This window comes from Sinimarinibacterium arenosum (assembly GCF_005047655.1).
Lineage (GTDB): Bacteria > Pseudomonadota > Gammaproteobacteria > Nevskiales > Nevskiaceae > Solimonas.
In genome coordinates this window covers 81,909-97,473 of sequence record NZ_SUKF01000007.1, presented here as the reverse complement: position 1 = coordinate 97,473, position 15,565 = coordinate 81,909, and the positions used below count along the sequence as shown (strand labels likewise).

Here is a 15,565-nt window from a genome sequence, read left to right as displayed (position 1 = left end):
CAGACATGAGCGGATCACTCAAGGGCAAGGTCGCCGTCGTCACCGGCGCATCCCGCGGCGCCGGCAAGGGCATTGCCATCGCACTGGGCATGGAAGGCGCCACCGTGTATGTCACCGGTCGTACGCTGACCGAAGGCGCCGCGCCGCTGCCGGGCACGATCACGGCCACCGCCGAAGCGGTGACTGCCGCCGGTGGCAAGGGCATTGCCGTGGCCTGCGACCATGCCAACGATGCCGATGTCAAAGCGCTGTTCGAACGGGTCAAGGATGAGCAGGGCCACCTCGATATCCTGGTCAATAACGCCACGGTGATTCACGATCAATTGATCGAGAAAGGGCCGTTCTGGAAGAAGTCTCTCGATCTGGTCGACATCCTCGACGTCGGCCTGCGCTCCGGTTACATCGCCAGCTGGTACGCCGCGCCGTTGATGGCAGAGCAGAAGGACGGCCTGATCGCCTTCACCTCCAGCTTCGGCGCCAGCTGCTACATGCACGGCCCAGCCTACGGCGCGCAGAAGGTCGGCGTCGACAAGTTTGCCAAGGACATGGCGGTCGACTTCAAGCCGTACAACGTCGCCAGCGTGTCAATCTGGATGGGCATGCTGCGCACCGACCGCACGCGCCGCGTGATGGATTCCGAACCGGAGAAATACGCCGGGTTCTGGGACATTGCCGAAACGCCTGAATTCACCGGCAAGCTGATCGCAGCGCTGTACAACGATCCCAAGCGCCAGGAGAAGTCCGGTCAGGTGCTGATCGGCGCGGAGCTGGCCGAGGAATACGGCATGCCCGATCTCGACGGCAAGCAGCCGCCGTCGCATCGCCCGATGCTGGGCGGGCCGACGCAGGCGCATCCAGCGATCGTCGAGTAATTCGATCGGGAGCCCGGGGGCGTTGCTTCGATGCAGCGTTCACCCGGGCACCACGCGGCGGCGCGCCCTATGGCTGGACTCAGCTGCGCAAGGCCTGCAATCGCAACGCAAATTCGGCAGCGGGCATTGCCTTGCCGAACAGAAACCCCTGACACTGGTCGCAGCCCTCGGCAATCAGAAAGTCGAGCTGAGCCTCGCGCTCGACACCCTCCGCCAACACGCTCATATCCAAGGCCCGCGCAACCGCAATGATGGTGCGCGCAATCGCGGCTTCGTTGGCATCCTGGGGCAAATCCGAAATGAAGCTGCGATCGATCTTCAGCTTGTCCACCGGCATCATCTTCAGATAGCTCAGCGACGAATAGCCTGTGCCGAAATCATCGATCGCAACGCGAACCCCCAGCGCCTTCAGCGCGTTCAGTTTCGCCAGGGTGGTCTCGCCCAGATCCATCAACCCACGTTCGGTGATTTCCAGCTCAAGCACTCCGGCCGGCAAAGCATGCTTGCGAAGCAGATCCGCAACCAGCTGTTCCAGATCGTCGCCTCTGAACTGCTGCGGCGACAGATTCACCGCAACCGTCTCGATACTCAGACCCGCTTCGAGCCAGGCGTGGATATCCGCACAGGCCGTTCTCAGGACCTGAGTGCCCAACTCGGCGATGACACCGCAATCCTCGGCGATCGGAATGAAGATATCCGGGCTGATTTCCGGCATGCCGGGGCGCTGCCAGCGCACCAGGGCCTCAGCGCCCACCAATGCACGATCGGAGACACGGTGTATGGGTTGATAGTGAACGTGGAACTCGCCCGCCGCGAGACCGCGGCGCAGCTGCGTCTCGATCTCCAGCCGTTCGCTGGCGGTCTTGGTCAGCGACTCGGTGTAGAAGCGGAAAGTGTTGCGCCCCTGTTCCTTGGCACGAAACATCGCAGCGTCTGCGTTGCGGATCAGGACCTCACCATCATCTCCGTCGTCAGGAAATAGGCTGATCCCGACACTGGCCTGGATATACAGCTCGTGTCCGCTGTTCAGGCGATACGGCTTCGCCACCGCCGACAGTACGCTCTCGGCGACCTTGGCCGCAGCCATGGAAGTACTCGTGTTCTCCAGCAGGATCAGAAACTCGTCGCCGCCGATACGGCCCAACGTGTCTTCCTCGCGCAGCGCCTTGTGCATGCGCTCCGCAACGGCCACCAGCAGTTGATCGCCGATCGGATGCCCAAGACTATCGTTGACGGTCTTGAAACGATCGAGATCGAGAAAAAGAACCGCCACGCTGGACCCGTTGCGCCGGGCCTGCTCCAGCGCATGCGCCAGCCTCGACCCAATCAGCAATCGGTTGGGCAGCCCGGTCAGGGGATCATGATGTGCGAGGTGCTCAAGCTGCTCCTCACTGCGCTTGAGCTGGCTGATGTCGCTGGCAACGCCCACGTAGTGGGTCGGCCGTCCGGCCGAATCACGCACCACGCTGATATTGAGCCAGCCGGGGTAGATCTCGCCGGACTTGCGCCGGTTCCACACCTGTCCCTGCCAGTGCCCGGAGGCCAGAAGATCGCGCCACATGGCCTGGAAGAAAGACTCGTCATGCCGCCCGGACTTCACGCAGTTGGCGTTGCGCCCGATGACTTCCTCCGCCGCGTATCCGGTGATCTCGGTGAACGCGCGGTTGACCGACACGATGTTCGCATCCAGGTCAGTGATCATGATCGACTCGGCGGTGCTGGAAATCACCGCCGAGTTCAGACGCAGCTGCTCATTGGCAGTTTCACGCTCAGTGATGTCGGTGACGATGCCGTGCCAGACCAGGTCGCCGTTGGCTTCTTCGGTTGCACCAGCTTCGACGCGCAGCCAACGTATTCCATCGGGATGCTCAACGCGCCCATCCCAGTTGATCGCCCGGTGCGAGCGTCGCGCCTCCTTGCGCAAGGTATCGACCAACGGCACATCAACCGCATGAATCCGTGAAAACACAGCCGCGGGATCGCACCGCGCGGCTGCCTCGTCGACCAACAGCAGGTGGCAGAATCGCTCGCTGACGAATTCGAAGCCGCCGCCTCCCGCCTTGATCGACCGGTATCGGAACACGCCGGCCGGAATACGGTTGACCAGCTCGCGGTAGTGGGCTTCAACACGGCGCGCCTGCGTCACGTCGTGAAAGAACGCCGCCAGCTGCGGCGGATCATCGCCGGGGATCACCGAAGCGCGTACTTCAAAGTCGATCAGACGTCCGTCCTTGGCACGATGCTGCGAGTCAAACTGCGCGTGACGCTCCCGGACCGCCAGCGCCACGCGCTGCGCAACCTCGGCTTCGGTTCCAGGGGCTTTCAGGTCCGCAATGTTCTTGCCCAGCAGTTCCGACTTCTTGTAGCCCAGGAGCCGGCAATAGGTCTCGTTGGCGTCGAGGATCTTGCCCTGATGGTCGGCCCGGATATAGCCATCGGTCATCGTATCGAGCATCAGCCGCGTGCTCTCGATCTCCAATGCCAGTTCGTGCTCGATCCGGATGCGTTCGGTAATGTCCTGAACGGTGCCGATCGACTGCAGCGGCGCGCCGTCTTCTGCGTATTCTGTGCTGCCGCGTTCCTCGACAAATCGTATCGCTCCGTCCGAGCCCAGCAGACGATGCGTGACGCGGTAGTCCGAGCGCGTGTGGACCGCGTGACCGAAGACCTGATCGATCTGATCACGATCGTCCGGATGAATCGCCGCCAGAAAAGCCTCGTAAGTCGGCTGGAACGTCTGCGGATCACGGCCGAAGAGCCGGTAGACCTCGTCGGACCAGTGCAATTCACCGCTGGCGTGATCCAGCGCCCAGTGCCCGATCTGGGCCACCCGCTGCGCTTCAGCGTGCATCGCCTCACTACGACGCAGTCTTTCCTCGATGTGTTTGCGCGCAGTGATGTCACGCGCCACGCCGAGCACGCCGAGCACGCGCCCATCGGCATCGCGCAACGGAGTCTTGATCGTTTCCATCAACGCGCGATGCCCGTCATCCGCGAAGGTCAACCACTCCTCATTGACGCTCGGCCCACCGGCCTGCATCGCCTCGCGGTCCTTCCTGACAAAAAACCGCGCCAGTTCGGCGTCGACAAAATCGAAGTCGGTCTTGCCGACGATGTCCTTTTCGGGCGCACCGAAAAACCGGCTAAATTGCGAATTGCAGGTGAGATAGACCCCGTTGATGTCTTTCAACCACACCAAATCGGGGATCGAATCCAATACCGCGCGCAACTTGAGTTCGCTGAGCTGCACCGCCGATTCGGCTCGCTTGCGATCAGTGATGTCCTGGATCACTCCAAACATCCGCAGCGGCGTGCCGTCGCTCGCGAACTCAACCGTCCCCATGCCATGAACCCAGCGCAGCGTGCCGTCCGGACACTGGATCTGATATTCGCGGTCGAAGGCCTCGCCGGTTTCCAGCACTTTGCGGGCGTAGCGTGCCATTGCGGCACGCTGCTCCGGCACGATCAGGCTCTGCCAGCTATCGAATGTGCGCGGAAACTCCGGGCCGATTCCGAAAATGCGGTCCAGCTCTGCCGACGCCTGCCAGCGCTGCGCAACTATGTTCAGTTGGTAACTGCCGACGCGTCCCGCCCGCTGAGCATCGCTGAGTAACCGCTCGCTGTCGATCAACGCGTGGCGGGTGTCTTCCTGCTGATCGGCACGGAACAGCAAGTGCGCGAACGCCCAGGTCGAAACCGTTAGTACGCCGAGATACGGCGCTGCAACCTGTTCAATCACCGCCCAACGCAGCGTCTGCGGGAGCATCAGCATCCACAGAAACGAAAAGACGTGGGTGCACACCCCCAGCAGCAGAAAGATCGCGTCACCAGGCGTCACGCCACGTCGGCGCACGACATGTCTCAGCGCGACGCCGCACACTGCGGAGGTGCAGATCACCGCCACGCCGATTGTCGCGCCGACCCCACCAATCCAGACGCGGTAGGCGGCCGCCATCGCGGCGGCGATCAGCGCAACCAATGGCCCTCCGAAGAAGCCTGCCAGACTCAGCACGACCGAGCGCCCGTCGTAGATCAGGCCCGGCACAAACTGAAACGGAAACCATATGGCGGCTATAGCTGTCAGCCCGAACGCAAGGCCGGCAACGCCTGTTCGCTGGCGCGCGTCACGCAGCCGGACGATCACCGAGCCGTAGAAGATCACCAGCGCAAGCAGCGGCGCCGCATTTTGGATCAGGTCTTTCAGCAGTTCTTGCGCCATCGGCAAGCGGATCCGCCTTGCTCCGTTTGCGCCAGCCTACGCCTCCGTAACGGGCGGTGACCAGAGTGGACGACATGCGGCAGCGCGCGCCGCCCCTGCGGCGCCAGCCCTGCATCTGCATCTTTGCAGTCGCTTCCGATACCCTAGCGGGCACTGCCTGAGACCGCATGATCAATGACCCTCCCGTTCGCCCTGTCCACCCTGATCATTTTTGTCGTCGCATTTGCTGGCGCCTGGCTGGGTGCGTGGCTGACACAGCGGCATCGCGGCAGCGACACCTCCGCAACCGATGCCCTGCTGGAACGCCAGACCCGGCTTGAAACGCTGCTCCGCGAGGAGGGCGCTGCCGGCCGCCGGGAGTCCGCAGAATCCGCTCGCGCCCAGCGCGCAGAGCTGGCCGAACAGCTGAAAAACGTGGCGCAGCAGATGCTCGGACAGCAGGACGTGATGCGCAAAACCCTGGGAGAGCGGCTCGACGCGTTCGCAGTCGAGCTGCGCGCACAAACCCAGCAGCTCGCCGAAGGGCAGCGTCAGTTCATCGAAGACGCCCGCGCTGGACGCAAGGAACAACACGATGCGCTGGCACGCTTTGCCGAAGGCCAGACGCAGCAGGCGACCGCGCTGCGCAGCAGCGTCGAGGAAGGCCTCAAGACGCTGCGCCAGGAAAACACCGAAAAACTGGAGCAGATGCGCAAGACCGTCGACGAGAAGCTGCACGACACGCTGGAGAAACGTCTGGGCGAGTCGTTCAAGCTGGTCAGCGACCGCCTGGAGCAGGTGCACAAGGGTCTGGGCGAGATGCAGAGCCTTGCGTCTGGAGTCGGCGATCTCAAGCGCGTGCTGACCAACGTCAAGTCACGCGGCATCTTTGGTGAAGTACAGCTGGCGGCGCTGCTGGAGCAGGTCCTGACGATCGAGCAGTACGCCGCCAATGTCGCGACCAAGCCGGGCAGCGACGCCCGTGTCGAATTCGCGATCAAACTCCCAGGACGCAGCGACGATGGTGAACCGGTATGGCTGCCGATCGACGCCAAATTCCCGCGCGAGGACTACGAACGCCTGATCGAAGCCCAGGAACGCGCCGATCCCGTCGGCGCCGAAGCCGCCGCACTGGCGCTGGAGAAACGCATCCGTGCCGAGGCACAGACCATTGCCGAAAAATACCTGTCGCCGCCGCATACGACCGACTTCGGCATCCTGTTTGTCCCGACTGAAGGGCTGTACGCCGAGATCCTGCGCCGCCCCGGCCTGTTCGAGGATCTGCAACGCAAACACCGCGTCACCGTGACCGGCCCGACCAATCTGCTGGCATTCCTGAACAGCCTGCAGATGGGCTTCCGCACACTGACGATCGAAAAACGCTCGAGCGAAGTCTGGCAGGTGCTCGGCGCGGTCAAGACCGAGTTCGGCAAGTTCGGCGACGTGCTCGACAAGGTGCGCAAGAAACTCGACGAGGCGACCAACCAGCTCGACGCCACCGGTGTGCGCACACGAGCGATCTCGCGGCGGCTGAAGACGGTGCAGGAATTGCCCGGAAACGAAGCTGAAAAGCTCCTCGGGTCCGGTGAGGACGGTATCGACGACGCGTCGTAACCTCCGGCTACATCAGCGCGAACACGCCCAGCGGCGACTTCAGTCTGGCCACACTGACGATGTACGCCACCGTCAGCAGCGCCGCTGCGAAGGCCACCGCGCGAATCGCGTGCGTGCGGCCGCGCTTGAGTGCGATGCTGCCCAGCACGATGTAGATCACCAGGGCGATCACCTTGGCCGTCAGCCAGCCCTTTACGAACGGATACTGCTGCAGCAGGACCGACAGCAGCAGTGCACTGCTGAGCAACAGCGTATCGACCAGATGCGGTGCGGTGCGCAGCACGATGTGCTGTCGCCAGCGCACATCCGCCAGCATCAGCGCGCCCCGGAACGTGAACAGCGACACGCTGAGGATCACGCAGCCGACATGAAACAGCTTGATGTAGGGGTAGTACGCGATCACGGGGCGGCAGGGGTCTTGCTGGCGACAGCAGTCGCCCGCAGCGCCGCGACGAACTCAGCTTCCGGATGAGACGGATTGCTGGTTGTCGCCAGTACGCGACCGTCCGGCCCCAGCAGGCTGATGATCGTGGCGTGATTGAATCCCCCATCCGGCAGCTTGCGATACTGGATACCCAGCACCGCAGCCAGCTTGCGTACATCGCCCGCTTCGGCGCGCGCCAGCATCCAGCGCGTGTCGTCAATGCCGTGCTTGGCGGATAGCGCCGCCAGCACCTCCGGCGTGTCGTGATCGGGATCGAAACTGACGAGGATGACCCGCAGGTTCCGTCGCACCGCCGCGTCGAGATCCCGGTCGAGTTTCTGCGTGCTGCGAATCAGCAGAGGGCAGACGTATCCGCAGCTGGCGTAGAACATGCTGACCAGCACCGGATGTCCGCGCCAGCGATCGAGCGTCGATGCGGTATCAGCCTGGGTCCGCAGCGGTACCTGCAGCTGGTAGACCGAATCATCCGGAAGATCCTGAGCGGTCACGCTGAAAGTGACCGCCAGGCAGCTTGCGGCCATGGCGCGTAGCAGTCGTCTGATCGACCTCATGGTTCATCTCCGTCACGGGCGCAACGAAAGCCGAGATTGGCCGTCGTATACGCGCCCTGCAGACTGCTGAGCATCGCGATGCGCATCAGCACTGCGTAGTTCTCCTTGTCCTGCATCGTGATCGCCCCGGCGCCGCAGAACTTCAGCAGATCCGGATCCTCACCCTGATCGCGGCTGTCGGTGCTGACCATCAGCGCGTTGAAATCGCTCACCCACTCCCAGACCAGCGCGTGCAGGTCGAAAACGCCGTAGGCATTGACGGGACCCTTGCCGACTGCGGCGGGCGTATCCGCGGTCCGCGCATACCAGCTCAGCATGCGTGCGCGGAAGGCCGGATCGCTGCGGGCATCGGTGCGCGTTTCGTCTGCCGCCGCGGCGTACTCCCATTCGTACCAGGTCGGCAAGCGCGCCTCGACTGATTCGCAGTAGGCACTGGCGGCGAACCAGCTCACCTGCACTACCGGCGCATCCGCAGGCGCGCCCGCTCCAGGCACCACCGGGTTCGCCCAGGACTGCAAGTAACTCTGATCGGCAAACAGGCCAGCGACGCGGTCACGCCGCCACTGCGGATGTTTCTGCACGAACGCCAGAAACTGGGCATTGGTTACCGGGGTCTTCGCCAGCCGGAAGGGGGCAACATCCACCTGCTCGATGCCCGGACCAGCCGGCAGCACGGACCGGAACGTGCCGCCGTCGATGGCGGCGTATCCGTCCGTCGCCGCGGAGCTGCCGGCGCTCAGCGCCAGCAGCCCCGCGGCCAACACGATGGACCTGACCCGCATCGCTTCAGTGCGCCGCACCCTCGGTGCGTTGCGTGTTGCTGCGCACTGCGGAGACATCGGCAGCACTGACGGCTGTAGCCTTGTTGCCCCAGCTGTTCATCACGAAGGTCAGAATATTGGCCACTTCGTCGTCGTTGAGCTGACTCATCGGCGGCATCACCGAATTGAAGCTGACGCCGTTGACGGTGACCGGACCACTGAGGCCGTTCAGCACGATGCCGATGGCACGCTTGGGATCCGCCATCAGGAAATCCGATCCGGCCAGCGGCGGAAAGACATCAGGCAGTCCCGCACCGTTGTCCTGATGACAGACCGAGCAGGTGCCGTTGTACAGCGCGGCGCCAGCCTTGATCTGCTGTTCGAGGGTCATTTCACCGCTGGCGGCGGCCTCGGTCGCCACCGTCACCGCGGCCAGATCGGCCGCCTTGTCGCCCAGATAGACCGAGTCCACTTCCTTGCCGGAGTAGATCGTCTTGTCCTCGGGACCGTCGACCTTGAGAATCGCCAGCGCTCCCTTGTTGAACGCACGGAAGATGGAGTGATCCACCAGCACGTAGCTGCCGGGCACATCGACGTGGAACTCGGTGATCGCGGCACCTCCGGCCGGGATCAGCGTGGTCTGCACGTTTTCCTGATAGTGGGTTCCGCCTTCGTAGCGCACCCTGTCGAATATCTCGCCGATGACGTGGAAGCTCGACACCAGATTCGGTCCGCCGTTACCCACGTACAGCCGCACGGTTTCGCCGACGTTGGCCTTGATCGCGTGATTGCCGACCAATGCGCCTTCGGAGCCGTTGAACAGCACATAGGTCGGGTTTTCGTCGATCGCCTTCTGCATGTCGAAGGGCTGCAGTCCTTTCTCGCGATATTTGCCGACGGTGTAGAAATCGCCCTGGACGACGTAGTACTCCTTGTCGACCGGCTGCATACCCTCCGGCGGCTCGACCAGGATCAGGCCGTACATGCCGTTGGCGATGTGCATGCCCACCGGCGCCGTCGCACAGTGGTAGATGTACAACCCCTGGTTCAGCGCCTTGAAGGTGAACTGCGACGCGTGCCCGGGCGCGGTGAAACTCGACGCCGCGCCGCCGCCCGGTCCGGTCACGCCGTGCAGATCGATGTTGTGCGGCATCTTCGACGACGGATTGTTCTTCAGATGAAACTCCACCGTATCGCCCTGGCGTACGCGAATGAAGCTGCCGGGGACGGTGCCGCCGAAAGTCCAGAAGGTGTATTTGACGCCTTCGGAGATTTCCATCTCCTGCTCGATGACCTCCAGCTCGACGATGACCTTGGCCGGATGATCGCGTCCGGTCGGCGGCGGGACGTTCGGCGGACTGGTCAGCACTGCATGGACCGGCTCACCCTGTGGTGGACCGAAGTCGCCACCGATCGCAGCGGGGTGTTGCTCCGAAGGCCCAGCAGCCGCGATCTTGACCTGCGCAGTATCAGTCTCAGTTCCACCGCAGCCAGCCAGCAGCGCGGCACATAACAAGGACAACGCCAAATGGCGATACAACTTCGACATGATGAACCTCCCGACAGCGCTGCATCATAAAGATGCATTCTAAATGCATCTTTTCAGCTAAAGCCTTAACGGGCATTGATCTGAGTCAGCGTTGCAATCAGCTCATGAAAAGCTAACGTCCCGAGCCGTTCGTTCAAGCGCCAGCAGCGTTTTCATGTTTGCAGCCAGGCGAGGCGAGGCGACCATGTCAGCCAGTGAGTAACGGTCAAGCACGTTCAGAAACGCCTGAGTCGCTTCGTTCAAGACCATTCGCAGACGACATGCCTTCGAAATCGCACAGGTGTCGGTCGCAGGATCAAAGCATTCGACAATGCAAAACGCATCCTCCGTTGCGCGGACGACAGCGCCAAGTGAAACATCCGACGCCAGTCGTGCCAAACGCAAACCGCCGCCACGACCACGTGTGCTACTGACGAATCCAGCCTGAGTCAGACGCAATGCCACCTTCATCAGGTGATTTTTTGATACCCGATGCCGCTGTGCTATTTCCGCAATGGTATGCAGCCGGTCAGGCTCCAACGCCAGCAGCATCAGCAGACGCAGCGCATAGTCGGTGTGGGACGTCAGGTGCATGCAGACTCATCGGGAGTGGTTTTCCGAGGGTTGTACCGGTCCGCCGCTGCCGACACCATGACCTGCGTCAGATTGTCGCGATAGGCATAGCTCTAAAGCACGGGCGGCTGACGCCGCTGCGACGGCGGCAATTTAGGCTCCGGCGGCTCTGGACCAAACCGGTACTTCAGAAAGCCCCACCACAACCGCGGATGCTTCAGCACCGCGCGGATCAGCACCATCTGATCGAAATATACCGCGCGCTCGATGCCCAGGCCGGCTTCCAGACGGAAGCGGTCGACTGCATGGATCACGACTTCGCTTTTGCCGAGCGGTAGCTTCATGCGCCATTCGATGAACAGGCGTCCGTCTTCGCCGCAAGCTGCGTCGACTTCGCCGTGCAGCTTCGGCAGCCACGCCAGCAGCCGGCGAAATTCGGTCAGTGCCGCAGTCGCGCTGCGGATCGGTCGCCGATGCGGCTGATACAGCACGACCGCGGGATGCAACAGTGCGGTCAGTCGCTCCGGGGTCGGGGCCGCCCAGGCCTCGGCGAACGCTTTGGCAAAGCGCTGCTCCTCACTCTCGAACACGGCACGCTCCGCAGAGAATCGAATAAGGTCCATTGTGCCGGGACCGGCGTCAACGCGCAGCAACAGCGTCCAACAGCGGCCCTGTAGTTCGGGCGGTACCTGCCGGTTGACGCACGTCATCGCGGTCCGCGACGCCATCGTCAATGATGCCCCGCAGATCGTTGGCCCTTTACATCACTTTTTTCGCCAACGACGTTCATCTCGGGGAGTCACGCATGGACACCATAAAATCCTATCGCGTGTGGGATGGTCCCACGCGCTGGTTCCACTGGATCAATGTGGTCTGCGTCATCGGCCTGATGGGCGTGGGGCTGGTCATTCTCAATGGCGGGGCACTCGGGGTCAGCACGCCGGGCAAGGTCGCCCTGAAGACCCTGCACGTCTGGCTCGGCTATGGTTTCGCGCTGAACATTGTCTGGCGCATCCTCTGGGCCTTTCTCGGCAACCCCTACGCACGCTGGCGCCAGATGCTGCCGGGCGGCCCGGGCTTCCTGCACAGCGTGCGCAGTTACACGGCCGCATTCATCGCCGGTCATCCGGACCAGTATCTCGGACACAACCCGCTGGGGCGCGTCGGGGTTTCGATCCTGTTCCTGCTGATTATGATTCAGGCGGTAACCGGCCTGGTGCTCGCCGGCACGGATATTTTCTATCCGCCGTTCGGCAACTGGGTCGCACATTCGATTGCGGCACCCGGCGTCGACCCGACCACTCTGCAGCCTTATTCGCCAGACATGTACAACAAAGCGGCATACGACAGCATGCGTGCCGTGCGCAAACCGTTCGCACTGACGCATCTGTACGCGTTCTATGTGCTTGCCGTTGCCGCGGTGCTGCACATCGCCGCAGTGGTGCTGACCGAGCTGCGCGAGGGCGGCAGCATCATTTCGGCGATGTTCACCGGCCGCAAACTGCTGTCCAAGAAGCCCGCCGACGAATAGACCGTTGGCCCACCTGTGACTTCAGGCGGGCCAACCCGTCTCTAGACCCGTCGACGCCGCAGCAGCGCCAGTCCCAGCAGCGGCAGCAGCAGTGGCCAGCCCAGCGCACCGCCGAAGCGGCCGAGATCCGGCTTGCCGCCATCAGAACCACCGCCGCCGACGTCGCTCTTGTCGCAGACGAACTCGGTGTAGTCCTCGACCACGCCGACCAGATCGGAGCTGGACCGCGACGGCGACACCGCATTCAGACCCATGCCGCGCTTGGCGAAGCCAAGCGAGCACGCGGCGTAGTCGTCGTAGTCCGAAGCCAGCACCACCGACAGGATCGCGTCACGCGCTTCGGTGTAGGTCGCATCGGCCGGCGTCATCTTCATGCCGCCGATGATGTAGTCCTGCATGTGGCTGCGCGCTTCCTCGAAGCTCAGCTCCGGCCGGTTCAGGATGCCGGCATAGCATTCCCACACCGCGTTGGCCCAGATCTCGCCGGCGTTGTGCACTTCCGAGTTGCTGGTGCCGGGGCCGCCGTCCGGGGTCGGTTCGCCATCGGAGATGTGCTTGAACGTGAACGCGTTCTTCTCGAAGTCGGTCGAGTACGGTGCGCGACGGATGCCGGCGAAGAAGTTGTTGCTGACGTACCAGGCCAGACCGTAGGCGCCCTGGAAGGTGTCATTGCCCGGAATTGCGGTGTCGTCCGGTCGCGTCGACAGCATGAAGGCACTGATGTCACCCCAGCCTTCACTCATCGCACCGGCCTGCTGGTTGCTGGAATCGGTCAGGCGATGATGCACGTAGTGGAAGTACTCGTGCGCGATGATCTGGTTGTCCAGCGTGCCATCGATGTCGATCGATTCCTCGCGCTGCATGCGCACGCTCACCGCGTCGCCGTTGGCCAGTTGCGCCTTCAGCGCTTCTCCGTCGGCCTTGGTGATCATGATCGCCGGGATCTGGTACAGCACATCGGTCGGACTGGACCCGGTGCTGATCGGCAGGTCGCCGTTACCCATCGGGATCGGATCGCCGTCGGTGTTGTTGACGACGATCATCGCGACGGCACCGGACAGCTCGGCGAACAGCGCCTTGGTGGTGAAGTTGCAGCTGCCGCGATCGATCAGCGCGATGTTGCCGGCCAGTGAGACCTGCGGTGGCGCCGGAATCGTCGGCAGGGGCACCGGCAGACCCGGATCCGGCAATGGGAAACCGCAGCCGTCACTGGATGAATCTCCGGCACCCTCATCGGCCAGGACGACGGCTCCGGTCAGGTCGTACGCGGTTGCTCCGAACGACGCCGCGGCGAACTTCAGCGGGCCACTCTCGATCGGCGCGGTCTGGCGTACTTCACCCACCAGCAGGCCATCGAACAGATACTGCTGCATTACCGGCGAGCTGCCGTCGGCCGGTGTCGCCATGTTGGCGTTGTTGCGGCCGGAACCGTCCTGGCCCTGCGCCAGGATCGGATCTCCTTCGGATCCGCCACGACCGTAGTTATCGGTCTGCGCGTTGCCGGACACCTCGTCGAAGCCGTGGTTGTACCACCAGTCGTGCAGCCAGTTGTTCATGTAGAACAGGTTGACGACGGCGGCGTTCTTGGCGGCGTCGGTTGACGGATCCTCGTCCGCGACAGCCGGATAGTCGAAGGTGTGATCGCCGGTGGTTTCGGCGCGCAGCTCCAGCTGCGGGATGCAGGAATTGATCGGCGGTGGCAGCGCCAGTCCCACCGACGGCAGATCGATATTGTCGATACAGGCGTCGACATGGTTGCCGGTGGTGATCGTGGCTTCGTCGGCCAGCCACGGATCGCCGGTGACGATGCCGGCATGCTCCAGCGTCACCAGCTTGGCCTCGGCACCGACGCGCGCAATCGGCGCATCCGGGGTCGAGCCAGGGAACGGCGTGTAGCCATTGCCCAGCGGCGCATCGTAGGGCTGATTGATGCCGGCATCATCGGCGAACACACGATAGGTGAACGCCGCATCGGCGACCAGATTCGTGCGATGCAGGATGCTGCGATCGCTGGCCGAGACGATGAAGCTGTAGGCGCTGAGCTGGCCGGTGGCCTTTGCCCGGGAGAACAGCTCGACGTAGTACGCCGGATCCACGCGGCCGTCGGCGCGCTCGTAATAGACCGGCTTGATGCGTGGCGCACGTTCGAACGCGTGACTGCCCTGCAGCACTGGCATCGAGTACAACTCGTAGAGTCCGTTGACCGCGGTGCGGGTCAGCAGTGAAGCGTCGAGCACGCCACCGATGCTGGTCCAGGCACTGGCGATCGCCTGCGGCGCGCTGAACGCAAACGTCGCGGCCTTGGCCACGCTCGGTTCATAGCGTGTGGCGAAGTAACCCGACACCGCGACCGGCGTGTAGCTGCGATCCAGCAGCACATTGAGCGAACGGTGGTAGACCTCCAGGCCATTGATCCGCTGACGGAAGCGCACAACGGCAGGCCCGTTGCCGTTGAACTGCGCATCCACGACCTCGGCCTCGTCGATCATCGTCGGCGTCAGCCCCAGCCGCTTAGCTTCGTCCAGCAGCTGCGCACGCGCACGTGCGATCAGCAGCTCCCGTTCGCTCAGGGCGCCGACCGCGACCGGCTGCGCACTGTCGCGCGCCCACAGGAAGGTCAGCTTGCCCAGATTGCGATCGAACAGCGGCGTCTGCCGCCGGCCCTGCAGGCCGTCCGGGACGTCATACAAGGTGCTCCCGGTGTTGTTGCGGAAGCGGTCGAAATTGATCAGGCGCGAAGCTTCCTGATCCTTCAGGCCGCCGAACGACGAGGTGGCCGTCGAATGCGCCAGCGCCTTGCTCGGCGCCTCGACGCAGGCAGCCGCGGCCTGCAGGGTGATCGTCAGACGGCCGCGATACGCGGTCGGCCCGCTGGCGAAGTATGGACAGGCAATCGCGGTATAGGTGCCGGATTCCGGATTGACCACACTGACGTTTTCTTCCGGCGCGCTGCCGTCGCTGGAGCCCAGCACGGTGCCGTCCCTGGCGACGCTGAGCACCAGATCGGGGTCGGTGACAATGCCAACCGTCGTGCCGGCATCCCATTCGATATGGAAATCCAGATTGATCCGGGCGTCGGCTCCGAGACCTTCGGGCACGGTCAGATTGATGTCGTGACTGTCATCGGGACCGCCGGCAATGCAAGCGTTGGTGATACCGCTCACACCCGGCAGCGCGGTGCCGGTCCATTCGACGACGACGGGCTCGCCGCCGACGCTGGGGACGGTAACGTCCTGCGAGGCAGGATCGGAGGCCAGCACCGGAAAGACCGCCAGGCCCAGAATGGCGCCAAGGACCCGCAGCTGCGGGACAGATAAGTGTTGCATGGTCCAGCTCCCCGAAAAACGGCGCAGCTGGACCCGTGCACTGCGCGCAGGACCGCCAAGCCTATGTCTGAGCGGGCATCTTACATTTCGTAAACATTTTCCGACGAGGGGAAAACCCCCAATAAAAAATGCCCGGTCCGCTGTTCGCAGCGGACCGGGCAGATCA

Annotated in this window: 11 protein-coding genes; 3 read left to right on the top strand and 8 right to left on the bottom strand. The window is 63.3% G+C overall.

The window, feature by feature from the left end:
• Positions 1-5 precede the first annotated feature (5 nt).
• Positions 6-872 (top strand): SDR family NAD(P)-dependent oxidoreductase, encoded by an 867-nt coding sequence (locus E4T66_RS14725; RefSeq protein WP_136849821.1) that lies wholly within the window; start codon positions 6-8, stop codon positions 870-872.
• A 79-nt stretch (positions 873-951) separates the two neighbouring features.
• Here E4T66_RS14725 and E4T66_RS14720 read toward each other — a convergent pair whose 3' ends face one another.
• On the bottom strand, positions 952-5,091 hold the full coding sequence (locus E4T66_RS14720; protein ID WP_136849820.1) for a PAS domain S-box protein: 4,140 nt from the start codon (positions 5,089-5,091) through the stop codon (positions 952-954).
• A gap of 174 nt (positions 5,092-5,265) precedes the next feature.
• On the opposite strand from E4T66_RS14720, the gene E4T66_RS14715 reads away from it, so the two are divergent.
• Positions 5,266-6,684, top strand: coding sequence for a DNA recombination protein RmuC (locus tag E4T66_RS14715; RefSeq protein ID WP_136849819.1), 1,419 nt, complete (start codon positions 5,266-5,268; stop codon positions 6,682-6,684).
• A gap of 7 nt (positions 6,685-6,691) precedes the next feature.
• Here the strand turns inward: E4T66_RS14715 and E4T66_RS14710 are convergent, their stop codons facing one another.
• The 6 genes from E4T66_RS14710 to E4T66_RS14685 form a co-directional block, all read right to left on the bottom strand.
• Positions 6,692-7,087, bottom strand: a complete 396-nt coding sequence (locus E4T66_RS14710) for a SirB2 family protein (RefSeq protein WP_211242943.1) — start codon at positions 7,085-7,087, stop codon at positions 6,692-6,694.
• On the bottom strand, positions 7,084-7,680 hold the full coding sequence (locus E4T66_RS14705) for an SCO family protein (protein ID WP_136849818.1): 597 nt from the start codon (positions 7,678-7,680) through the stop codon (positions 7,084-7,086). Before E4T66_RS14705 ends, E4T66_RS14710 begins: the two co-directional genes overlap by 4 nt.
• Positions 7,677-8,462: a formylglycine-generating enzyme family protein gene (locus tag E4T66_RS14700; RefSeq protein ID WP_136849817.1), complete on the bottom strand. Its 786-nt coding sequence runs from the start codon at positions 8,460-8,462 to the stop codon at positions 7,677-7,679. The genes E4T66_RS14705 and E4T66_RS14700 overlap by 4 nt, the downstream gene beginning before the upstream one ends.
• Before the next feature lie 4 nt (positions 8,463-8,466).
• Positions 8,467-9,990, bottom strand: a complete 1,524-nt coding sequence (gene nirK, locus E4T66_RS14695; protein WP_136849816.1) for a copper-containing nitrite reductase — start codon at positions 9,988-9,990, stop codon at positions 8,467-8,469.
• A gap of 102 nt (positions 9,991-10,092) precedes the next feature.
• Positions 10,093-10,563: an RrF2 family transcriptional regulator gene (locus E4T66_RS14690; RefSeq protein WP_136849815.1), complete on the bottom strand. Its 471-nt coding sequence runs from the start codon at positions 10,561-10,563 to the stop codon at positions 10,093-10,095.
• A 92-nt stretch (positions 10,564-10,655) separates the two neighbouring features.
• On the bottom strand, positions 10,656-11,132 hold the full coding sequence (locus E4T66_RS14685; protein ID WP_169577644.1) for a nuclear transport factor 2 family protein: 477 nt from the start codon (positions 11,130-11,132) through the stop codon (positions 10,656-10,658).
• Between the two features lie 215 nt (positions 11,133-11,347).
• On the opposite strand from E4T66_RS14685, the gene E4T66_RS14680 reads away from it, so the two are divergent.
• Positions 11,348-12,073 (top strand): cytochrome b/b6 domain-containing protein, encoded by a 726-nt coding sequence (locus tag E4T66_RS14680; RefSeq protein ID WP_136849813.1) that lies wholly within the window; start codon positions 11,348-11,350, stop codon positions 12,071-12,073.
• Positions 12,074-12,114: 41 nt separating this feature from the next.
• On the opposite strand, the gene E4T66_RS14675 is transcribed toward E4T66_RS14680, so the two are convergent.
• Positions 12,115-15,399, bottom strand: coding sequence for a M36 family metallopeptidase (locus E4T66_RS14675; RefSeq protein ID WP_136849812.1), 3,285 nt, complete (start codon positions 15,397-15,399; stop codon positions 12,115-12,117).
• Positions 15,400-15,565 lie beyond the last annotated feature (166 nt).